The sequence below is a fragment of the Flavobacterium esculini genome, assembly GCF_048284325.1.
Taxonomy (GTDB): domain Bacteria; phylum Bacteroidota; class Bacteroidia; order Flavobacteriales; family Flavobacteriaceae; genus Flavobacterium.
Genome location: NZ_JBLVPI010000001.1, coordinates 228,003 through 254,098 on the forward strand (window position 1 = coordinate 228,003; position 26,096 = coordinate 254,098).

The window sequence follows — 26,096 nt, forward strand, 5'->3', positions numbered from 1 at the left end:
ACAAATTGGTCATTAGTGTTTATTTATTATCTGTAAAGGGTAAAATGACCAACAAACTCTCGAGCATCTTTCAAATCATTCAATTTTAAAACATACCAATAATCTCCTGAAGGAAGTTCGTTACCATTGTATTTACCATCCCAATATTGGCCCAGACGATAGGTTGCTATTTTTCGACCGTATCTGTCAAAAACATCGAATGTCAAGTCTTTATAATTAATCGTACATCCAGGAGCCCATCCATCCATCACTCCGTCACCGTTCGGTGTAAAGTAATTTGGAATACAGACATCAATAAACTCAAAATACCTAGTGGCAGTAGCAACGCAACCATTAGTATCTGTAACAGTCACCGTGTAATCTCCAGATTCTCTTATAATAAATGAATTAGAACTTCCATTAGATTCACCATTGAAAGTATATTGATATCCTCCTGCTCCTCCTGTGGCAACCGCTACAATTTCATTTAATCCTCCGTCGTTGAGGACTAATGCGAGAGGATCAACCTGCAAAATATCGAAAGTTGCAGTTCTCTGGATACATCCATTGGTATGTCTGACATCGATAAAATGGTTTATGCCCGGCACCACATCTGTAAATACATTAGCAAGTTGGTAAGCTGCACCATCCAATGAATAATCCAGATCAGTAAGATCAGTTATACTTGCATCTACTTTTACCGTAATTGAATTACTTGCCGAATTGTTCACACAACCATAATCCACAAGAGTTATCGGATTTATTTTAACTGATTCCGGCATAACAACAACAAATTCAACTGCACAGTCATTGGCATCCCTAATATAAACCGTATGGGTTCCTCCTGCTAATCCTGGGAAATCAAATTGTGCCTGAATCAAAGTGCCTGTTGTATAAACTCCGTTAGTGTTGTCTAAACTGACACTATATGGCATGGTTCCTCCAACAATATCAATACTAAATGCTCCGTCTTTATCTCCAAAACAAATTTCCGGAAGCATTGATCCTGCAGTAAGCAATGGAACTATTGGATTGGGTTCACTAATAACAATACCTGTGATGTACTGATAACATCCATTTTCGTCCTGAGCGATAATATCATAAAGACCCGGTTTAAGATTTATGAAAATTCCTAAATTAAAAAACTGATCCAATCTAGGAGAAATAGCATATTTAATAATACCGGTACCTCCTGAGGCGCTAACGTTTATTTGTCCATTTCCTTGTCCGAAACAAATAACATTAATTGCAGTATGTACAACACTAATTGCAGTCAAAGGCTCTTTGATAGCTATTGGAGTACCGGTGGTTGTACTACAATCTCCACTGTCCACGCGAACTTTATAATTGCCTGCCGCCAATTGGGTAAAATTACCCGGTGTAATTTGTGTTGGTGGCGGAACAATAGGTATTCCTGCTCCATCCAGTAAGGTATAAACATAATTCCCTAAACCTCCCTGAGCACTGGAAACTATTACTCCTGAAAGATCTCCTTTACAGTTGATTACAGCATTGGTACTATTCACATTCAAAATAAGTGTTTCCAATGATACGATCTCAATATCATTTGAAACAACACCAACACAACCATTAGCATCCTTAACATAGTAATGATACGTCCCAACTGGTACCGGGAAAGTTACTGATGATGCAAATGAACCTAAAATAGTGGTAAAAGCTGCATTGGTACTATAGGAATAAATTCCTGTTCCACCCGTTGCGCTCAATGTAAGCATCGTTTGCGTCAAACAGGTTTGCTTAGAAGCTACCACTAAACTAGATTTTATCTTTGTTGGTTCAGTAATGACAATAGGGCTTGAAGTAGCCGCGCAGTTGTAGCCATCAGTCACGGTAATAGTGTAAGTTCCTGCGCCTAAACCATTAAACACAGGAGAAGCTTGCGGACCACTGGCAGTAGCCGGAACTAAAGAAGTGGTATTTAACGTGTACATATAATTCGATCCCTGACCTCCGGAAGGTAAATTAACAGTAATCGTAGCGGTCTTATCTCCAAAACAACTTAGCATCGCTATATTTGAGCTTGCTGTTGCGGTGATTGGCGTTGGAATAGCCAAAGTTACGCTTGTTGTAGCCACACATCCTTTACTATCTCGTACATTTATTGTATAAGTTCCTGCTATCAAATTTGTAAAATTACGTTGAGTAGAATATGCAACAGTCGTTGGCCCTGTTAATTCAAACACATAACCTCCTGTCCATCCACCAACAGCTGATACTGCAATAGTGCCATCATTGTTACCTGTAACACACGTTATCGCAGTATGGGTTTCGGCTACAGCCAAAGCTTCTATCGGTTGCGCAATGGTAAAATTTTTGCTCACTGAACAAAACGGACTATTCGTCAATGTAGCTGTAATAGTGAACGTACCGGATACCAAATTATTAATAGTGATTGGTCCTGCAGTTACAGCTGTCCCAGCTGTAACCGAATTACCAAGGGCATCAACTATAGAATAATTGAATGGTCCGGATTGATTCGGATTAGTTGCCGTTACTACTCTGTCGATAAAAGTGACATTAACACTACCGTTATTTCCATTAAAACACGTTACATCAACAATTGTGTCTATTGTAAGGTCGAAAGTATTCGGGTTGTTTACATGATGCACGCTTTGTATGCTGCATCCTGTATCCAAATTTTCGACTGTAATTATATAATTTCCAATATTTAATCCCGTGAAAACTCCTGTCGCATTGGTGAAATTATAATTAGCTCCAATCACGCCTGTAGTCGCATTAAAATCAGCAACAGTATATTGCAGGTTCGTCGGTGTTCCTCCAATGCTGCTTACCGAAACCGTAATATCTTCCAGATTCGTACAGGTAATGGCATTGTTAATAGCAATATTTATTTTGTCTAAAGCAATAAATGGATTTATAACAATAGGTGCTGTCGTAGTACCTAAGCAACCTTTGTTGTCATAAACATTTACAGTATAACTTCCTCCCAATAAATTGGCTTCCGTATATATATTGCTGGCACCAAACTGAACTCGAGTTCCTCCTTTTATGAATTCATAATTGGTATAGACTCCAGAACCTCCCGTTACTTCCGTTACGGTAATCGTGGCAAAGTTCATTGCGTTTGAACCTGAATTACAGCCGAATTGCACCACAACAGGAGCGGGAACCGTTATAACAGCCGGCTCAGCTACAGTAATGGTTTGAGTTGCCACACAACCTCTTCCTGAAGTTACTTCAACAGTATAAGTTCCAGCAATTAATCCACTAAAAATAGTTGACGTTTGAGTGGTTGCACCGCCATCAATACTGTATGTGTATATCGGATTGTCATTCACTCCCACGGCAGGAATGTTTATAGTCGCGGTAATAATCCCATCGTTTCCTCCATTACAAGTAACATCCTTTTTTGAAAGGATAAAACCTGTGATTTGCGTTGCCGCCGAGAAAGTTACCGGAATAGATTTGGTACAAGTTGTGGTAACATCTCTAACGGTTAGCGTATGAGTTCCTGCAAAAATATTAGTAAAGTTTGCTGAAGCTTGATACGTTCCAGAGTCAATACTATATTCATAATTGCCTGAACCTCCAGAAGCTAAAAGTGTTAATATTCCATCCCCATCCGTACAACTTGGTAAAGCGGTAATGTTTGACTGTAATTGTAAGGCTGGCAAAATAACAACTAAACCGGTTGCTGTTGTTGAACAACCATTGGCATCTTTTACAATTACATCATAGGTTCCCAGTGCGTTCACGGTAAAGGTTGGACTCGTTTGGAATCCACTTCCAATGCTGAATTCATAAGGCCCTACTCCTGTTGCCACATTTACGGTAAAAGTATAAGTTCCTGTCGCACTCGGACATTGACTTAAACCATTAACCGTTATTCCTGATGGAATTGGATCTGTTGCAATAACAATTGACAATGGTGTTGTAATCACGCAATTATTGGCATCTTTCACATACACATCCCAAGAAGTAGCTATAGCTGGTTCTAAAACTGCCGAAGCGGAAGCAGAATAAGTTCCTGCCGGCACACCGCTTATCACATACGAATAACTGTAAGGCGCAACTCCTCCAGAAGCGGTCACGCTTACTTGGGCACCAAAATTACAATTGGCGTTGATAAATGGGTTTGCCACCAAGGCTAATGGTGCTGATTGCGCAACAGCAACCGAAGTTGTAGCCGTACATCCTGTAACCACATCAGTTACTACTATGGTTTGCGTGCTTGCAGAGCTTAATCCTGATACCGTTATCATTGGATTTGATTGTGGTGCGCTTGCAGCTCCTCCGTTGATTGAATAAGTATAGGTGCCTGCAAAATTTCCAACTGTAAACAATACTTCACCATTGGTTCCCGGATTACAAGTCACGTCACTAATTAACTGACCAGAAACGGTGATATTTGTTACCGGATTAACAGTGTATGATTCTTGATACGTACAGAAATTGGCATCTGTTACCTGAAATAAATAAGTATTAGGCAATAATCCTGTGAAAATTCCGCTTGAAACGCCTGTAACATTTGATGTCGCACTTGCAGGAGACACTATCGCATAACTTAATGCTCCAACTCCGTTTGTTGTCGTTAAGCGAACATCGCTTGTCAAAGCCAAACAAGTTACAGCCGTTGAAGCAAAATCTAAATTTGTTGGTGGGTTCAATGCTGGAACATTTACTGTTATGGGAACAGTACTTATACAACCATTGGCATCTTTAATATAAGCCGTTACCATTCCTGCAACGTTTATAGAATAGGTATTTGTTGCAGTATAATTTGCACCTCCATCAAAACTATACTCATAAGAACCTGTTCCTCCGTTTCCTGTCACGGTGACAAGAGCAGCTTGGGTCGCATTGCCTGCACCGCAAGTTAAACCTTGAGTCAATGTCGCTGTGCCTCCAACAATGGTTGGTTCTGTTATTGTTAATGGACTTGTTGCCGAAGCACAGCTTTTTCTGTCTATTACAACAACCGTATAGGTTCCTGCAGCATTCAATCCCGTAAATACATTTGAAGCTTGGTAAGTTACGCCATTGTCAATACTGTATTGGTATGGCGCAATTCCATTTGCCGCAGTAATCACGATACTGCCATCGGAACCTCCATTACAACTTACATTGGTTGGAGTAAAAGTAAATGTTGGAGTAGTTTGTGGTGTTACGGTAACTGCACTTGAAACAGCTTGGCAACCTTGAGTATCCGTTACTCTAAAAATATAGCTTCCGGCAGTTAATGTCGTTAGAACATTGCTGCCCATAGCTGTATAACTTGTTCCAGCATTTGTAGAATATTCATATAAAGTATAAGATGTCGTGCCTCCACCAGCGGTAAGTGAAATTACGGCATCCGGACTGGTCGTGCAATCTAATTCTTTTGTCAAGGCAGCATTCAATACTAATTGTGGCTGTACGATATAATCTACCACATTCGAACTACAACCATTGGCATCCACAATGCTCAACTTGTAAGTTCCCGGAGCAGTAATGGTGTAAATTGGACTCGTTTGATTCGAACCGTTAATAACATAAGATGCTGGACCCACTGCTACTGTTTGCCCAATTGAAAGATCAATCGTTAATGGTGTTCCAACAAAACATTGTGATGCAGGCATAACGATAATTGGCAAAGCATCTGTTGCAATAGTAATTGGCAATGGTGTTGTTATCACGCAGTTATTAGCATCTTTTACGTACACATCCCATGTTGATGCCATAGCTGGATCTAAAACTGCCGAAGCGGAAGTAGAATAAGTTCCGGCCGGTGAACCGCTTATTACATACGAATAACTGTAAGGAGCAACGCCTCCAGAAGCGGTCACGCTTACTTGGGCACCAAAATTACAATTGGCATTAATAAATGGGTTTGCCACCAAGGCTAATGAGGCAGATTGTGCAATAGTAACAGAAGTTGTGGCTGTACATCCTGTAACCACATCATTCACTACTATAGTTTGCGTGCTAGCAGCACTTAATCCTGAAACTGTTATCGTCGGATTTGATTGTGGTGCACTTACAGCTCCTCCGTTGATTGAATAAGTATAGGTGCCTGAAAAATTTCCAACCGTAAACAACACTTCTCCATTGGTTCCCGGATTACAAGTCACGTCACTAACCAACCGACCTGAAACAGTGATATTTATTACTGGATTAACCGTGTATGATTCTTGATAGGTACAGAAATTGGCATCCGTTACTTGAAATAAATAGGTTCCCGGTGTCAAACCTGCAAAAGTAGTTGTCGTTTGTTGAGGTGCTATTATTGGCGATGGTGCAATGATTTCATATTGCAATATTCCAACTCCTCCCGTGTTACCCGTAATTTCAACTGTTCCAGGTGCTAAACAAGTAACTGCTGATGTTGTGCTGAACATTAAATCCGTTGGTGGAACTAAAGCTGGTATGTTTACACCATTTGGTAAAGTATAAACACAACCTTTTGCATCTTTTACAAGAACATTAAAAGTAGTTCCAACATACGATTGATAGGTATTGGTAGAAGAATAATTGGTTCCTAAATCAAAACTATAAACGTATGGGACTGTTCCGCCAACACCTTTTATGGTTACTGTTGCGGGTTGTGCCACATTTCCTGCACCACAAGTTAATGGCGTGGTCAAGAATGTAGTTGCCGTTAAAGCCGTTGGCTCCGTAATCGTAATTGGAGCACTCGGATAAAGACACAATTTTGCATCTTTGACCGTAATGACATAAGTAGTTCCTGCATTTAATCCCGTGAATACATTTGAAGATTGGAAAAGTCCAGCATTCAATTGATATGTGTAAGGACCAACTCCAGAAGTTACATTCACCGTAATCGTTCCATCAGTACCTGCATTACAACTTACATTGGTTTGTGTTGTTGTAAATACCGTTGGCACAATTGGATCTAAAGTAAAAGTTGTCGTTGCTTGACACAGCGTTGGATTATTGGCATCCGTAACTCTGAAATCATACGTTCCAGCTATTGCTGCAGAATATACATTGGTAGCCATAGCTGTCCAAGTTCCGCCACCATTTGTAGATACTTCATAAGTATAATTAGCAGACGGTGTTGTGTTTCCTCCTGTTGTTGTTAAAGTAACTTCGGCATTTGGTGTTGCTGTACAATCCAATTCTTTGGCTAAAGTGGCCGCTAAATTTAACTTTGGATATACTTCATAATTCACGTTTGCAGTACAGCCATTTCCATCTTTAATTACCAAATTATACGTTCCAGCGGCATTGAATGTAAAGCTTGATGAATTTTGGAAAGCACTTCCGTTGACGCTGTAAGTTGCACCTCCAACAATGTCTGAATCTACTGTTCCAGTAATTGTAATTATAAACGGTGTGCTACCATCGTAACAGATTGGAGCTACCGGTGATGAAATTGTAGGAGTATCATCAGCATCTAATGTTATGGCATCTTGTTTGATACAACCATATACATCTTTCACATAAACAATGTAATTTCCTGTTACACTTGTCGCAAAAGTAGTGTTAGCAATCCAGCCCGGAGTTGTTGCGGTCGGCACAGGATCAGAAGCCAGTAAATATTGGTAAGTGTAAGGTGCTGTACCGTCTTTGGCTTGAGCCGCAATAATACCGTCTTCATTACAATTTACATTTTTGATTTTAGCTGCCGTGAATAACAACATTGAGGTAGATTCCTTAATATTAAAATTAGCAGAAGCTTTACCACAACCTGCATTTGCTCCAGAGGTTTCTTTTATATAAACATAATACGTTCCAACTCCAAGATTTATAGGAATATTTGGAATGTTAATTGTACTTGATCCTGAAACTGAAAAAGTGCCTGATACATATTTAGAGATGTTGGTAAACGCTTCAAATATTTCATAGGTATAATCTAATGAAGTGCCCCCAGCATTTGTAACATCAAAAGACACATTCCCATCATTATTTCCAATACACGTAATATTTTTTGGAACTAAATTAGCAACAGAAAGAGAGGTATTTGACGGTACTGGAATAGTCGAAGTTTCATAATAATAACATTTAGTGTCTTCATCATATACTATGAAAGTGTAAGTCACCCAAGGTGATAAATTGGTAAAAAGAGTTTCTTTACTGTCTGGAGGAGTTTCACCTTGCCAACCATTTGTCCCATCGGCAACCCAAACTTGACCAGGTCCATTATAAATATTGAAATGAAAAGGTCCAGAACCTGCAAAAGTTGAGGTGATTTTTACTATAGCAGTTCCTCCAGTGGCACAAGTAACCGAAGGATTAATTGTAATACCTAAAGAATTGGGTGGTGATGCAACTAAAATATCTTTCTCTATAACCGAACAACCATTCGCATCGACAACTCTTATTTGATATAAACCAAAATCTACGATATCAAAAGTAGTTGATGTATTTCCAGTTGGATTTGGTTCCGATTGATTATATCCATTAATCCCTGTCACATAGTAAGTATATGGAGCAGTTCCTCCGGTTCCTCCTATGGTGCTAATACCGTCTGTTATTTTATCAATTATAATTGAACCTTTTGAAATACCAGTACCATCACACGTAATTGGTTTAATTGTTTTTTCAATAACCATTTTTGCTGGCTCAGCAATAGTAATATTTTCGGTATCGGTACAACCTTTGGCATCAGTAACCGTAATTAAATAATACCCTGCCGGCAAACCTGATGTTTGGGTAAGAAAATCTTTTATTAACACTGTATGAGTAGCATCAGTATATTGTTTTACATTAAACACAAATGGTGATTGCCCTTTGGTATTGTCAATTGCAATCGAAATGGCTGCTGTTGCGTCACCATTACAATTAATGAATTGTGTTTGCGTAACTCCAGTAATATCAGGATTTATAGGTAATATGGTAACAATTGGAGTTGTCGTTACAGCACTGCAACCATTGGCATCCGTAACCTTAAAAGTATAACTTCCCGCGGCACTTGAATTAAACACATTGCTTGCCATATCGGTATAAGAACCCGAAGCTTCTTTCGATTCATAAGTGAACGGAGTGGTGCCTCCTGTTGCAGTTATAGTTATTTGGGCTGCGGTCGGTACTGGATTACAAGTAATTCCTTTATTCAAAACGGCAGTCAATGTCAATTGTGGCGCAACTATTACTGGTGCGCTATCGGCGGTACATCCATTGGCATCTTTTACTCGAATGGTGTAACTGCCTGCTGTAGCAACCACGAAAGTATTTGCTGCTTGATAGGAACCTCCATTATTAATACTGTAAGTCAATGTTCCAACTCCACCTGAACCTGCGGCGGTGATAGTGTAACTTCCCATTCCCAAACATTGTGTTGTAGCGGTTGCTGTAACTAACGGAACTGGATCTGTAGTAATGACAATGTCATATTTAACGGTACATCCATTAGCATCTTTTATCCATACGTCCCAATTTGCATTTGTGACAGGATTTAAATTGGCGACATTAACAACTGCATAATCTGTTGTTATTGGAGCTATATTGTTTTGTTTGTAGGCATAAGTATAAGAAGCTGTTCCTCCACCTGGAGTAACCGTAACCTGTGAAGTTGGTGTAAAACAGTTGGCGTTTACTTGTGCTATGGTTGCTGATAAAGCAGCTGTAGGTTGTGTTATTGTAATTGATGTAGGAGCAGTACAGTCTGTAGTTTCATCTGTAAAAACAACATTGTAAGTAGCCGCCCCAAGGTTTGGCAAAGTAACTACTGTGGCTGTTTGACCTGTGATGGCCGTTCCTCCATTTACACTATAACTATAGGTTGTAAATCCGCTTACATTGTAACGTATAGCGCCTGTTGTATTTCCAAAACAATCTACATCGGTCAATTTTGTTGCTATAACTGCAATTGGCGTAACTGGATTTACAATATGTGATTCCGTATAATAACATCCATTGGCATCCGTAACTTTAAAAATATAAGTTTCTGGAGATAATCCCACAAAAACACCTGTCGTATTTGAAGTCGCTGCAGCAACTGGAAATACAATTTCGTAAGTCAAAGTCCCGACTCCATTTGTTCCATTAGCTGTCACGGTTGTTGTGGTCGCAGTACACGTTATTGGGGCGGCCGTAAAACTCAAATCCGTTGGTGGATTTAATTTTAATAAGGTACCGCCACCTGAAACAATACAACCCTTAGAATCTCTTACACCATAAGTATAAGGCTGATCCAATCCATTATCATTCAATGTTAATGTATTGACATTCGTATAACCTCCTCCATTAAAACTGTATTGATATGGTGCCGTTCCTAATGTTGCAGTTACTGTTACTATTGCCGCTTGTTTGGTGTTCGTAGTGCTGCAAGCAAATGGAGTTACTGATGATGTTGCCGCTAAACTGGCGGGCTGTGTTAGAATAACCGTTTTAGTAATAAAACATTCTTTGTTGTCTTTGATATAAAAAGTATACGTTCCATCTCCAAGACCAGTAAATAAAGAACCCGAAACATAAGTAATTCCATCTTTGCTGTAGGTATAAGGTCCTACTCCGCCTGATGGAATTATTTGTACCGATCCGTCCAAAACACCATTACAAGATGGATCAATATTGGTAGTGGTTGCCATTATTGGAACCAAAGAATTTACCGTGGCCGTGGCGGTTATGATACAGCCGTTGGCATCGGTAACTCTAAATTGGAAAGTACCGGCTACCAAAGTCGAATACACATTGGTTCCCATTGCGGCATACGTGCTTCCTCCATCTGTTGAAACTGCATATGAATACGGACTTTTTCCTCCTGCAGCTGTAACTGTAATAATTGCAGCTGGTGATGCTGAACAATCCAACTCTTTTGTAATCGCTGGCAAAACAGTTAACTGTGGATAAACGATGTAAGTTGTTGTTGCAATACATCCGCTGGCATCTTTAAGACTTAAAGTATAAGTTCCTGGAGCATTGATTGTGAAATTTGGACTCGATTGGTATCCGCTACCGATGCTGTAAGTTGGCACTCCCACGGATGTTCCTGTAATGCTAATATTAATTGGTGATCCAACATAACATTGTACGGCAGGAGTGTCAATCGTGGGTAAAGCATCACTAATTACTGTTACCGTGGTGATTGCGATACAACCTTTGGCATCTTTTACATAAACATCCCAAGTTAAATTAGTTGCCGAGTTGGTGTCAACGGTTACTACATTGCTGTTATTATAAGTTGTCGGAGCCGTAGAACCCGAAATTACTGCTGCATAACTATAATTTGCCGTTCCTCCTGAAGCAATTACCGTAATTTGTGAATCATCGTTGTTGCAGTTAACATGGGTTGCAGTTGCAGAAGATGCTACCAAAACTGGGGGTTGCGTTATTGTTATTGAAGCATTCGCAGTACAACCGGTTACCTCATCAGTAATTAAGATTGCATACGTTCCAGCAGATTGATTGGTCAGGTTGATTGTTGTTGCTGTTTGTCCCGAAATAGTTGAACCGCCATTGATACTATAACTATACGCTCCCGAAAATCCAGAAACGGTGTATTGAATTGATCCCGTATTTCCTCCATTACACAATACATCGCTCAATTTGTTTCCGATAACCGCAATTGGCGTAACCGGATTTACAACATAAGATTCTGAATAATAACATCCATTGGCATCGGTTACTTTGAAAATATAAGTATCCGGAGATAATCCCGCAAAAATACCCGTAGTATTTAAAGTCGCGGCAGCAACTGGAAACACAATTTCGTAAGTCAAAGTCCCGACTCCATTTGTTCCATTAGCTGTCACGGTTGTTGTAGTCGCCGAACACGTTATTGGGGCGGCCGTAAAACTCAAATCCGTTGGTGGATTTAATTTTAATAATGTAACGGTGCTTCCATAAATACATCCTTTGGCATCTTTTACGGAATACGAAATTGTTTGATCTGTCCCGTCGTCATTTAGGGTCAAAGTATTGGTATTGGTATAACCGCCTCCATTAAAACTGTATTGGTATGGTGCTGTTCCTGTTGTAGGAACTGCAATGGTTATTGTTGCTGATTGTTTCGTGTTGGTAGCACTACAACTAAACGCGGTTGCCGTTGCCGAAGTCACTAAAGCAGTAGGCTGTGTTAGAGTAACCGTTTTAGTAATAAAACATGCATTGCTGTCTTTGATATAAAAAGTATAAGTTCCATCTCCTAAACCTGAAAATAACGAACCCGAAACATAAGTAATTCCATCGCTGCTGTAAGTATAAGGCCCTACTCCGCCTGATGGAATTATTTGTACCGACCCATCCAAAGCGCCACTACATGAAGGGTTAACATCGATAGTGGTTGCCGTTATCGGAACCAAAGGATTTACAGTAGCCGAGGTGGTAGCGATACAGCCGTTGGCATCTTTTATTTGAAATTGATACGTACTGCCAATTGCAGTTGTATAGGTAAAAGTAGTTGCCGTTGGTTGTGCTATTATTCCCGGACCCGTTCCAGAAAGTACCGTTACCGTAAAAGGAGCCGTTCCACCAGATATGGTTCCCGTGATTACAGCATCAGAATTAGCAGTACAATCCAATTTTTTGGTAGTATTGGCCACGGCAATTAATTGAGGAGCAATGACAATACCACTTATTGTAGCTGTACAATTGTAACTGTCTGTAACCACTATGTTGTGGGTTCCCGTTCCTACATTAGTGAAAGTATTGCTGTTTTGAGACGCTGTACCATCTAAACTATAGGCAAACGGGGCTTTTCCTCCTGATGCATTTACAACTAATGAGGCTTGATTCACGCTGTCAAAACAGATGTCGGAACTGGCGTCTAAAGTAGCCGTTAAGGTTGGTGGAGCCACGACATTTATCGCAGCACCAACAGCACTAATACAGCCATTGGCATCTTGTACAAAAACAGTATAATTCCCTACAGGCACATTGGTAAACTGGGTATTTAATTGGTATGGTCGAATAACGACAACTCCTGCAGCATCCCTTAATTCGTATTGGTAAGCCAAAGTTCCTCCTGCCCCAACAGCAGTAATGGTGGCGCCTGTAGAACAAGTAGCTGCCGTAGTTACCGAAGCCGTAACCGTAAGAGGTGTTGGTGCCGTGATAATTTGAGAAAATGTTTTAACACAAGTTCCAGTTGAAGTGGCATCGTAGCGTATTTGAACAGCATAAGTGCCATTGGCCAATCCTGTAATTGTGTATGGAGAAGTCATTTGGGTAAACCAAGTTGCTCCATTATCAATAGAATATTGAAAGCCTTTTGTAGTATCAAAATTTTGAGCCGCAATTGTAATTGCCCCGTCAGAAACTCCTGAACAACTTATAGCTTTAAAACTTGTAATAGCAGCGGTAAAAGCGTTTCCTGATGCTACCACGAAATAAAAATCACTTTGTGGAATACAGGATAAAGCAGTACTTGTCGAATTATATTTAACCGAAATCGTATGATTACCCGAAGTTACTCCAACAAAAATATTTGAAGGGATATTTGTATTTGATACTCCATCTAAAAGATATTGATAACTATAATTTGCATTTGCAATAGTTGTAACTGTTACCGTACTCGTTGCAGTACCGTCACAATTAAAAACAGGATCTGTAGCCGCAATAGTCGGTTGTACAGGTCTTGGTTCAATAATTATATTTGGCATTGTGTAAATACAGCCATTAATATCTCTAATGTATAATGTATAATTCCCTGGCGCCTTATAAGCATTGCTAACCGTGGCCCATGTAGCTTGATTGTCAAAACTATATTCATATGGAGCAGTTCCTCCTTGCGGATTGGTAATGCTTATTTTTCCTTCTCCCGATGGGCCACAACCCGCTAACTCAGAAACTCCTGCAGAGGCCGATAAAGCAGTCGTTGGTTGTGTTATGGTGATTCCTTCCATAGTCCCATAACAAACAGATGTACCCAAAGTATAACGTACAATAGTGTTGTACGTTCCTGCCACTAGATTGGAAAAAGTCGAATTTGCAGCATATGTAACACCATTATCTATACTATAAGCCAGAGTATAACCATTAGTATCAGTAACATTAAAATTAATTGCACCCGTACTGTCATTGTAACATTTAATATCTGTTTTATTAACGGTATAAACTGGCGGAGGTGTTGCAGCAACCGTTATTGCAGTAGTTGCTCTACAGTTTTTACTGTCTTCAATAATTACAGTATATATTCGACCAGCAGGAAGTGGATTTGTAACTACAATTTGTGGAATAAATTGGAAATTGTCAGTCCCGTTAATATAATAGGTATACGGTGGTGTCCCTCCGACTGGATATACCGTTATTTCCCCATCCAAACATGTCAATGGTTTAGTAAGTGCTGAAGTTGCTGTTAATAAAGCAGGTTCTTTTATTTCAACATCAGTAGAATAATCACAACCATCATCAGTCCAAACCCTTACTTTATAAACACCTGGATTTAAACCCGAAAATGTATATTCACTAGCCATTATTGGTCCCACACTATTAACCAGTGTTGTCCCCTGATAAACACTATAATAATATTGTGGAAGAGCGTCATAAGCCCGTAAAATAATACTACCGCTATCTCCATTACATAAAGGTTGAATTACTTCTGCCTCTCCCATAAAATTGCGCTGTCTGATCAGTATATCAGGCACTGGGAATTTACACGGATTGGTAGCTACCCCTATCTGTTTTATATAAACCGTATGATATCCTGCGGCTACAACAGGGAAATCGGCATTAGGGAATATATTACTTGACTGGTATATTCCATTACCTCCTCCGTCTAAACTATATTCGTATCCAGCGGGAACATTTTCAACGATTATCTGCCCAACGGTAGTACAAATAATATCTTTAGTCCTAAAAGTAGGATTTAAAAGATTTTGATATACATTGAAATAAAACCGACTAAAACATCCTCCGGTATAATTTATCGTAATCCTGAATTGTCCCGAGGTATTTGCATTATAATTAGCCCCTGTTCCTACCTGACTCCAGGTACATGCATTATCTTCATTAGCACAATTTGGTATGGCTACGGCACAACTTCCCTCGTTCAATTTTTCCCAAACAATTGATAAGGCATCGGTAATCCCTGTATTGATTGAACGGATATCCCCCAAGCCGCAAAGAAAGATATTAGGTAATAATTTTCCATTATTTGGACAGGTTACTACCTGATCCGCAAAAGGGATAACGGGGTTTGTAACCGTGTTACCAAAAGGGATTACAGTAATCTCTTCAGTAATAGGCAAACATGTGGAGGTGGATGTGGAACGAACATAATAGGTTCCTGTTTGCGTCGCCGTAAACGTTTTATTGGTGCCAATAATTGGTGACCCGGTAGAACTGGTTGACCAAGAATAATTATCGTATCCGTCTGAGGCTGATAATACCACACTGGCTCCACATAGAACTACTTTTTGAGTAAATTTACAATTAGTAATGTCCACCAAAAAATTTGTAGATTGAGGGGAACCCAATTTACAGGCAGTCGAGTCAAAACTACCTTCTTCTTGAACTATTTTTGGATTAATTATACCGCTATAAGTTGCGAAGGCCTGATTCATAATTATGTTAGAACAAGCATCACTTAACAAATTACAATCTGGAACAATTTGTACATTTAATCGTATGGTATAAGTAGATCCATTGACTAATACCGAACTATTCGGGATCTTAAAAATAATTGTCCTTGTTGCTGCATTATAAGATTGTAATGTAGCGCCTCCTGCATTAGTATAATCTATGCCGGTTGCCGGATCAAAAATAATATTAGTTGGAAGTACATCTTTTATGGTAAAATTATTCACATTGTCATTACCAACACTTTGATAACTAATCTCATAGGTTAAATATTGCCCTAAAACAACATTAGCTCCACCTACATTAACCCCTGAAGTGCTCTTTACCAGTTTAGTTAAGTCTATTTTTGGTGAAATAATATCTACAGCATAAGCACTAAAAAAAACAAAAACGGGATCCGCCTGTCCTTTAGCCACTTGCAATGTAAAATCGGTTGAATTTTGATTGTTATTAATATACTCAGGCTGTGCGGACTTCACTTCTAATACGCCGGTATCATAACCCAAAGTGTTAGTTCCCGAAGGATTTCTTGGCGTCGAAACCCCATTGGTGTTTTCAATGGTAGAATTAAAGAATCTATTAGCAGATCGTAATGGAGTTGTAACCTCTTTTGTTCCAAATTCCAGTTTAGTTCCCCCTTGAGGTTTATCTCCATCTAAAGCTGCATAGGCAAATTGTAAATCTATATTACCCGATGGTGGTGTTAAAAATCCCGTAACAGGAATTTTTTCAAAATGAGACGAATATACATGACTAAATCCATCGAAGATGCTAAATGATTTCATGTGAAGACTAGGGTCTTCGTAAACCACAAAAAGAGTCCATCCGGCAGACAATCCCGTCGTGCCATTAGAACCTAAACCCGCAATAACATTAGCAACAGTATAAGTCCCTGCCAAACTTGATAATCCGCTTAACAAGTTAGTCACATTAGCGTAACAGGCATAAGGCTTATTTGCATCGGGAATTATGGGATTGACAACCGCATCATAAATCACCTCGCCGGTTATATCATTGTAAGTTGTAGCGCCGGGCAATTTCAATTTTACCTTATTGATATCGGTTCTGCTACCGCTTTGGAGTATTGCTCCCCAATACAAAGCGGCATAGGCAATTCTATAACAAGAACTGGAGCTGCCATCTTTTTGTTTTGGCACTAAAAGATCCGCACTACTGGAACTAAAAGTAGTGATATCACTATCAATATCAATATACTTCATTGCTATGTCCTGATTGGCTTTTGTGCCATCGTTGAAAGGAAGATTGTCTTTGCCCAGAATATTATTTCCTGCAACAACCATACTACCTCTAATATCAATTTTTTCTCTTATAGAAAAAGCCTTATAGGTTTGAGAGTAGGATGTTACACTCAACAATACCATTAAGAGCGCTAAAACCGTTTTAAAAAAAATAGCTTTTTTGGTCACTTTTAATAGCACATTCCTTTTTATTTTAACAACATCGCCTAAAAATCTGGTCGAAAAAGAAAAGGCAAGTTGCCCAAAGACGGTATAATTATTTGCTGAAAAAAAAGCAGCAATTAGTAGGTAGTTTTTTAATTTCATTGGGACAAAATTATAGTTCCAAGCAATGTTGCCTGAAGGTTTTTATTAATTTAAACTCACTCTCAGGGGCATGAAGGTCAATTTAAAATTGCATAAAACTGGTCTTATTTTTTTAAAAAAAAATAATTATTACTATTTTTCCATAACGGATTTTTATTTATTAATTTTCAATTTTAGCTATAGACATCTTACTATTATAAGGCTTATTCCCTTTTGCTTGTAATGCTTTTTTTGCTTGTTCTATAGTATCAAATTTGTCGTAGTAAATAAAATATTTACTTGTATTGATATCATAAAAGAAATCTATATTTGATTGGCCCGCTGCTACTGATTTTGTTAAAAAATCATCTCTTTTAGCAACATCATTATGGACCGCAACTACTAAATAATAGCCACTTTCGACATTTTTAATATTTTTTAGAATTTGCATATTAGACTGCTCATCACCATAATCAAAATCTTCCGCCTTTAAAGGAATTGCGCTAAAAGGGGTTTTCTCTTTTATTCGGCTTAATGTCGCTTTATCTTTCAAATACCTACTTTGATCATTCTCAAAACCTGCACGTTTAATTCTTCTCTTTTTCTCAATTTCGGTCTCAGCCTTAATTTTTTCTAATGAAGAAATTAAATTCATATTTGCCTGTATTACTTTTAATTGTTCTGCTTTTAGTGATTCTATTGTTTTTAAATAATACTGATTTGTTGCATCATTTTTATTAGGCACTTTTTGGATTCTTTCTTTGTATAAGTTATCTAACGCAATAATCTTTTCATTTTGAGTTTTGTTTACCACAGCTATTTCTAGTTTTAAAGCTTCTAATGCACTGTTTTCAGCAGACACACTTTTGAACGGTTTTGGCTCACTTAAAATACCTTTATCACTTAAATCATTTTCCTCTTTTAAATCTTTAAGGTCTTTTTCTTTACTAGCGACCGTTGCATCGAGTCGCGTCAATAATTGCTGTTGTGTGTTCTTAGAATCTTCAACTAATTTGGCCAAATTATCCATAGATTTAATGTCCGAATCCTTAGCTGTAGCAGCTAATTTCGCTTGTATGTCAGCATCTGCTTTGGCTTTAGCATCAGCGGCTAATTTTGCTTGCATGTCAGCATCTGCTTTGGCTTTAACATCAGCGGCTAATTTTGCCTGAGCAAGCGCATCGGCTTTAGCTTTACCATCCGAAACTAATTTTGTTTGGGCAAGCGCATCGGCTTTGGCTTTAGCATCTGCAACTAATTTTTCCTGAGCAAGCGCATCGGCTTTAGCTTTGGCATCCGCAGCTAATTTTGCTTGCGCTAGAGCATCGGCTTTAACTTTGGCGTCTGCAACTAATTTTGCTTGCACGTCAGCATCTGCTTTGGCTTTCGTATCAGCGGCTAATTTTTCTTGGGCAAGTACATCGGCTTTGGCTTTAGCAGCAGCAACTAATTTTGCTTGAGTAAGCGCATCGGCTTTGGCTTTAGCAGCAGCTAATTTTGTTTGGGCAAGCGCATCGGCTTTGGCTTTAGCATCTGCAACTAATTTTTCCTGAGCAAGCGCATCGGCTTTAGCTTTAGCAGCAGCAACTAATTTTGCTTGCATGTCAGCATCTGCTTTGACTTTGGCGTCCGAAGCTAATTTTGCTTGAGTAAGCGCATCGGCTTTGGCTTTAGCAGCAGCTAATTTTGCTTTGGCATCCGCAGCTAATTTTGCCTGAGCAAGGGCATCGGCTTTGGGTTTAGAAGTAGGATCCAACTTGGCTTTAGCCTCTGTTACCGGTTTGGCTATCACCTGAAGATTAGTTGTAAGTTTGGCTTTGGCAGCAGCATCGGCAATTAATTTGGCTTTGATAGCTGCAGCATCCACATGTTTGGCAGAGGCTGCAGCATCCAACTTGGCTTTGTTATCAGCTGCTAGTTTAGCTCTTGCTTCGGCAATTTCTTTCAGTTTAAACAATCGGATTTCTTCTTTCTCAGCAATCATGGCAAGTTTAAGTTCCTTCAATCTTTGAGCATCAATTGGGGATAAAATCGCTGATTCTTTTGGTGCTACAGAACGTGATTTTCTCGCTTCGACAGGAGTAATAATAGAACCCTCTTCCTCATCATCACCATAATAGTAGGAATTACTTTTAAATTTATAAGCAAAAACTATTTCATGAGAAGAACCAAAATTAGATAGATTGCCAGTCGCTTTTTCGAAATTATACTCAATAGAAATTTTTGGGGTAATATTCATCCCTATTCCTCCAGACATTCCATATACAGTATTATACCCTGCTTGCGCCCATACTCCTTTTGGAATGGCGAACATCATTAAACCTGAAAGGATAGTTTTGTCTTTCTTGAACTCTGTCTTAAGTAAGGCAGAAAATTTACTTTTATCAAAAAAACCATACGTGTCTAAATATCCCGTATGCATTATGTGGGCCTCGATGCTTTTTTCGGGATCGTCTTCAATTATCTTAGAAGTTTTAAGATTATACAAGATCAAATTATTTACGGATAGGCCAAAATCAAGAAAAGCGGTTCCATAGTTTATACCGGGATTAACCATAATTAAAGAATTTGAAGGTATATTTTCTAATGATGGATCTGAATAATTTGTGATAACCTTGGATTTATTTAAGCCACTTTTATAGAATCCTACATTCATTCCAAAAGTTAAATTACTGTCTTCTTGAAGTATAACATTATGAGCTAAATTTGCAACAGCACCAAAGGTGGTTAAAACGCCATAATTTTGCTGGAATAATCCAATTGAGATTCCTTCATTCTCTCTAAACCTTCCGGAATAGCTCGCTAAATAAGTCTGCGGAGCATCATCAAACTGAACCCATTGCCTTTTATTATAAAAACTGATATTTGTAGTCTGCTCTCTTACAAAACTAAAGGTTGGATTTATAAGGAATTTATTAAACTTCAAAGAATTTCTGATAGGTAATGAAAACGAAACAACTCCGTCCTCATGCTCTTGAGAATAGAGTATTTGAAGTGTACCGTAAAAAAAAACTATGAATAGTAACGCTTTCCTCATATTATTTTAATACCGTTATTGAACCCTTTTTTACTTTTTTGTCTTGGGTGGTTATTATGTAATAATACACTTGATTGACATTTTTAAAATCCAATTTGTTTTCGGGCCAATTATTTTGATAATCATTTGTTTTAAGCACTATTTCTCCCTGCGAACTAAACAATAGCACTTCAGTATTTGTTCCGCTTACGTATTCTTGAGGAATAATCCAGGTGTCATTTATACCATCGTCGTTAGGACTTATTAAATTTGGTATGTTTACAACATCCGGAAATGAATTGGGATCAACTGTAGTGTTTACCGTAAAAGGAAATTCACTTGAAGTACCGCATCCAGTAGTTTGAGTAATTACTACCTTATAACTTCCTATACTTTTCACATCATAAGTATTTCCTGTGGCATCTGGAATAATAGTTCCATTGAGATACCATTTATAATCAGGATTCGAAGCTGATGTGGTTACAATTACTGCTAGAGTTTCTTCCAGCGAAATAGTATTTGTATCTGGAACGTTGATACTGCTGGTGAATTGATAATTTTGTAAATTGATAGCAGCATTAGCCACACAACTACCAAAATTGACAGCTACAGAATAGGCCCCTATCTGATTAGTTGCATAAGTTTGGCTTGTTGCTCCTGATATAGCCACATTATTTTTATACCATTGGTAACTATTTCCTGCTGATGTCGTCAATGTCGTAGCACCTGCACTTGAACAAAAAGGATTCCCAAGGCTGGAAGTTATTGTGGTTGCAGCCGAAGAAGTTGCCGCATTTACGGTTACCCTGTTGGAATAGGAATCTGAAGTACAAGAACCATAATTAGTCTCAACATAATATTTTCCGGGTTGGTTCACGCTTAAACTTTGCCCTGTAGCTATAGGAGTTAAACCCGGTTCCTTAAACCAATTATAGGTTAATGAAGGGTATTTTAATGGGGAATCGTTTGATCCTGTGCCGGGATTATCTATCGTTAAAACATAACTCCCACCAGAACAATAAGTAGCGGTCGAAACAAAATTGTTAATGGAAAACGGAGTATCCTGAGCTTTATAATAGGCCGAAAAAGCAGAAGAATTAGGACTCGTGGACGCTGGACTTGTGCTTTTAATTCTCAGTCTATATTTTTCTCCGGCAGTTGTAGTTGGCACCGGAAAAGTTAAAGTTGCAGGAGAAACTGTAACAGTACCCGCGCCAGAGGTAAAAACGACAGTGGGACCGGTAAAGCTTCCGTTTGGATCTGATAATTCTACTATAAATTGATTTGTCGAATTCAAACCCGAAACTGGTGAGAAAGAAAAAGTTACGTTAAAAGTATTAAACGAGGAATTAGCACAAATTTGACTAAATGATAAACTAGGAGTCCCTATAACTATCTGAGCATTACCATTATTAGTTAAAGGCAAAACCAAAAATAAAAAATAAAAAAAATATTTATTTACAATAGTAGTCATTCCGCATGTATTCTTTATTTAATAGCATTCATAAACATAATAACTAATAGTCCCTCATTATTTAAACTTTTGTTTGAGATAAATCACTCAAAAACAGTAGTTGTTTTAATGATTGCTTAATGCGGTTATTTTAGCAATTCGCAATCTAAAGTCAGGCTTTTTTTCATTTATGAGGTCAATAAATGTTTCCTTATTATCACTTTGAGAATACACATTAGAAAACGCACTATTGCCGTACCAATTCTCTAAATCTTCGTTATTAGAATTATATTCTGTAAAAATATTCCCTTTGCAAAAATTAAAATACATTGCTTCAAATTTTATTTTTTTTAAATTCTCACCGTTAATTTCAATTTTATTATTCAACAATACTGCGGGGTTAAAACCAGAAATAACACTTCTTTTAAAATCGATATTAGCATTTTCCGCAATATATACGGCTTCCTTAACTAAGCCCGATTGAATATCAGCACTTATATTTTCGCTGTTATTAATCAATGTTAAATTGGTTGCAGTAACCAATGTTTGTTTTTTATTAAAATCAACTTCTTCTTTTTTATCATAAGAAGCAACATCTATACATCGAGAGCCTGTATTGCTTGTTAAATAAGAAGAACGAATTGCTAACGAATTGTCAATTCGGCATTGTGTTCCAAAATTAAATTTATAATCATCACTACTTGATTTAAAAGAAACCAATTTATTCAAATAAAGTTCACCGCCAAATATTTCAAAGGAATCACCCGCAGAATAACTTATCATTATGTTTTCTAATGTTGTTTTGTTACCTACACCCGCTAATAATAACGCATTGAAGTTACCTAAACCTTTAATTTTTTTTCCAGCAAATTCTATTCTTACAAATTTTAAAACACCCGAATTACTACCTGCGTTAGTACCTCCGTAAGAAGTCAAAGAATTATCTAAACCAAAATTTATAGCTGAAACATTTCCAAATTTATTCGTTGGTGCATCCCCCAATAGAACTATCCCTCCCCAATCTCCTGCTTTTTTTACACTTCTGTTAGAAGTAAAAACGATTGGGTCCGTCTCTAAACCTTCGGCAATAAGAGTAGCGCCTCTAGTAATAATAAGAGTAGCGCTAGATTCAAAATCCCCAATTATTACAGTCCCTGGCTCTATGGTTAGAGTCGCATTATTTGTCACGTAAACATTTCCCTGTAATAAGTAAATATTTTTCTTGTACAATTTTGTGTTAACAGTAATATTACCTGACAATATTTGATTTGCTTCACCATAATCAGTTTTGTTAGGTTTAAATTCTGTCCAATTATTTAACCAGTTACTAGAACCCGTTATCCCTTTTTCTTGCTGTGCACTTACTCCACAAACCACTAAAAAGAACATCCATATACTTTGAGTAAAGTTTTTCATGATTAAAAGATTTAAATATTGATACTTAGAAAGTATTTGAATTAATAAAATTAAAAAGACACGTTATGAGTTATTCGAACTACTCTGAATACACGATAGCTAGTCTAAAAAAGATTAATATTCTATTATCGCGGCAATATTCTAAATCACTTGTGAATGAACATTAAAAAGGAATTAAAGTAATCCTTACATATCATTGAATTCATGTAATGATTTCAATGTGTTTTCATAAAATAGAATTGCTGCCACTAAATTATCTGTATCTGAATAAGGCACCATTCTCCTTTGAAACGCAACTGTTACATCAAGAAAACTTGTAGTACTTTCGACTTGATCAGCTAATGTTTTTCTATTATCCGCATCATTTGGAATTCCCAGATCAGTCATAGTAACTCCTGGTTTAGTAGCCAAAGCAATGTAGGGTAATGTTTTTACCAGAACTTTTATACGCTCAATATAAAGTTCTAATAATTCTCCTTTTTTCATCCCTTGTAACTCTTTTTGGTCATGGTATTTTTTTATTAAAGCATTTATGCTAATAATACTTTTAGGAGCATTTTTATCTTGTGCTGAAACCACGCCTGTCGCTAACAAAAAAAACACACTAAAAAAAATAATTTTCCCTTTCATAATTTAAATTTACCAGTTAATTTATCAAACAAAAATATACAATAAAACTCAAAATGCAATTTACCAATATTTTTTTTGATTACAAAAGATTACAAAATGTAAAAAAAAACGTATTATAACGAACAAATTTACGTTTCATCGGATAGATGGATTTTTCATTACACAAGTTGATATTATTGGGTTTAACACTTTCCAACTGTATAATAAAAGCTTTTAAAAAGAAAATTTAATTTTCTCAAACTAATTTTTCATTTATTAATATTTAACCTACACTTCAACAGAGTGACATTGTTAAATTCTCATAAATACCCCTCTTTTTTATCCTTTTTAAGCTTTTTTTTTCCTAAAAAAGTTAAATTTTAACCTTAAAAAAGGCACTTACATAATGTCATTTGTAACATTACTTTTCCTGAAACTTTGCATCCTAAAATTTTAGACTAAACCATTTTCTTATATCTTTGCTTCATGCAATTTTCAGAAATTTTAGGACAAGAACACATTAAAAGTCATTTGACAAAAAGTGCGGATTTGGGCAGAATTCCCCATGCACAATTATTTGTTGGTCCTGAGGGAAGTGGTACTTTGCCCATGGCGATTGCTTATGCACAATACATTATCTGCAGCAATCAAAACTCAGAAAACTCGGGTTTAAACGAAGCTTGCAACATCAAATTCCAAAAAACCTCCCATCCGGATTTACATTTTATTTACCCAACCGTAAGTACCGAAGATGTAAAAACAAAACCAAAAAGCATCGATTTTATCACGGAATGGCGGGAGTTTTTAAACCAAAATCCGTACGGGAGTTTGTTCGACTGGTACCAATTGTTAGGTGTTAAAAATAAACAAGGAGAAATAAGGGTAGATGATGCTCAGGAAATCTTGAAATCACTCGCTTTAAAATCCTATGAAGGAGGATACAAAATAATGATTATTTGGATGGCCGATAAATTGAATATTGCCGCTTCCAATAAATTATTAAAACTCCTCGAAGAACCTACGGACAGAACCGTTTTTATCTTGATTTCAGAAAATGAAGAAGATATAATCCAAACCATTCGTTCCCGATGCCAGGCCTTGCATTTTAATGGTTTGAGCGAAAAAGTCATCTCAGAAACTTTAATTTCAAGAGAAAATATAGAATCTAAAACAGCTATAAAAATAGCGCATCAAGCACAAGGAAATTATAACAAAGCACTGCAGTTATTACGACCGGACAGTGAATCCGTTTTTTTTGAAAAATGGTTTGTTGACTGGGTTCGAGCCGCTTTTAGAGCCAAAGGAAATGCAGCGGCCATACAGGATTTGATTCAATGGAGCGAACAAATTGCCAGTTTAGGAAGGGAAACCCAAAAGAAATTTTTACACTTTTGTATCGATATGTTCCGTCAGGCCATGTTGTTGAATTATCAAACCCCAAGTTTGGTTTATATGGAACCGCAAGTGGAGAAATTCAAACTGGAGAATTTTGCGCCTTTTGTAAATGGCAACAATATAAATGATATTTTTAAAGAGCTTTCGGATGCGATGTATCATATTGAACGCAACGGAAATGCTAAAATTATTTTAACCGATTTATCTATAAAACTAACCCGTTTAATTCACAAAAAATAAAAAAAATGAACAATATTACTTCTATTTTAATTTTGATTTTTCTGGCGATTACTTTTCTGCAATCCGGTTATGACAAGCTCTTTTATTGGAAAGATAATGTAGAATGGTTAAAAGGTCATTTTGCTAAAACACAATTAAAAAATCAGGTGCCTCTCGCTTTACTGAATATTTTAATTTTAGAATTAATCTCTGGTATTTTATGCGTTGTTGGTTGCATTGAATTATTCGTAAATAATGGCAGAATATTCGGTTTTTACGGAGCAGTTTTCTCCTGTATTACTTTATTGATGTTGCTTTTCGGCCAAAGATTGGCCAAAGATTATGATGGAGCCAGAACCATTGTTATCTATTTTATACCCGCTATATTGGCCGTTTATTGGTTAAACTAAACCAACACTATTAAAAAAACAATTACTTTTTATACAAAAAAATGAGTCCAAAACATCCTTCAGAATCCCTGACGATATTAACCGATTTGGTTTTACCGAGCGAAACCAATCCTTTGAATAATCTTTTTGGTGGCGAATTGTTAGCCAGAATGGATCGCGCAGCGAGTATTGCAGCCGGAAGACATTCCCGAAGAATAACTGTGACTGCATCCGTAAATCACGTGGCGTTTAACAGAGCTATTCCACTGGGAAGTGTGGTAAATGTGGAGGCCAAAGTCTCCAGAGCTTTCAAAAGTTCAATGGAAATATTTATTGATGTTTGGGTAGAAGACAGACAATCAGGAAACCGTACCAAAGCCAATGAAGCCATTTATACTTTTGTAGCCGTTGATGATACCGGAAGACCTGTTGAAGTGCCCCAAATAGTCCCAGAAACTGATCTGGAAAAACAACGTTTTGATGCAGCATTACGACGCAAACAGCTGAGTTTAGTTTTAGCCGGGAAAATGAACCCTCACGACGCTACAGAATTGAAGGCATTGTTTCAATAATAATCTTAATATTAGCTTGTTATTTTTTATTAAAATTTAGATTTGAAAATATTCTTGAAA

Annotated in this window: 8 protein-coding genes; 3 read left to right on the top strand and 5 right to left on the bottom strand. The window is 37.5% G+C overall.

Going from position 1 to position 26,096, the window contains the following annotated elements; translation table 11 throughout:
- Positions 1-26: 26 nt before the first annotated feature.
- From ACNQGG_RS01040 to ACNQGG_RS01060, 5 genes are all read right to left on the bottom strand, one after another.
- Positions 27-16,988: a T9SS type B sorting domain-containing protein gene (locus ACNQGG_RS01040; RefSeq protein WP_417960686.1), complete on the bottom strand. Its 16,962-nt coding sequence runs from the start codon at positions 16,986-16,988 to the stop codon at positions 27-29.
- A gap of 160 nt (positions 16,989-17,148) precedes the next feature.
- Positions 17,149-20,004 carry a PorP/SprF family type IX secretion system membrane protein gene (locus ACNQGG_RS01045; RefSeq protein WP_417960688.1) on the bottom strand — a complete coding sequence of 952 codons (2,856 nt, stop codon included), beginning with the start codon at positions 20,002-20,004 and terminating at the stop codon, positions 17,149-17,151.
- 1 nt (position 20,005) lies between these two features.
- Complete coding sequence (locus ACNQGG_RS01050; protein ID WP_417960690.1) at positions 20,006-21,457, bottom strand: T9SS type B sorting domain-containing protein; 1,452 nt, start codon at positions 21,455-21,457, stop codon at positions 20,006-20,008.
- Positions 21,458-21,562: 105 nt separating this feature from the next.
- Entirely contained in the window at positions 21,563-22,852 is a 1,290-nt protein-coding gene (locus tag ACNQGG_RS01055) for a hypothetical protein (RefSeq protein ID WP_417960692.1), read from the bottom strand.
- Positions 22,853-23,038: 186 nt separating this feature from the next.
- Positions 23,039-23,482 carry a hypothetical protein gene (locus tag ACNQGG_RS01060; RefSeq protein ID WP_417960694.1) on the bottom strand — a complete coding sequence of 148 codons (444 nt, stop codon included), beginning with the start codon at positions 23,480-23,482 and terminating at the stop codon, positions 23,039-23,041.
- A gap of 465 nt (positions 23,483-23,947) precedes the next feature.
- On the opposite strand from ACNQGG_RS01060, the gene ACNQGG_RS01065 reads away from it, so the two are divergent.
- Genes ACNQGG_RS01065 through ACNQGG_RS01075 form a run of 3 tightly spaced genes read left to right on the top strand, consistent with a single transcriptional unit; the run spans position 23,948 to position 26,036 of the window.
- Positions 23,948-25,096 carry a DNA polymerase III subunit gene (locus ACNQGG_RS01065; RefSeq protein WP_417960696.1) on the top strand — a complete coding sequence of 383 codons (1,149 nt, stop codon included), beginning with the start codon at positions 23,948-23,950 and terminating at the stop codon, positions 25,094-25,096.
- Positions 25,097-25,101: 5 nt separating this feature from the next.
- Positions 25,102-25,485 carry a DoxX family membrane protein gene (locus ACNQGG_RS01070; RefSeq protein WP_417960698.1) on the top strand — a complete coding sequence of 128 codons (384 nt, stop codon included), beginning with the start codon at positions 25,102-25,104 and terminating at the stop codon, positions 25,483-25,485.
- 41 nt (positions 25,486-25,526) lie between these two features.
- Positions 25,527-26,036, top strand: coding sequence for an acyl-CoA thioesterase (locus tag ACNQGG_RS01075; RefSeq protein ID WP_417960700.1), 510 nt, complete (start codon positions 25,527-25,529; stop codon positions 26,034-26,036).
- Positions 26,037-26,096: the final 60 nt, after the last annotated feature.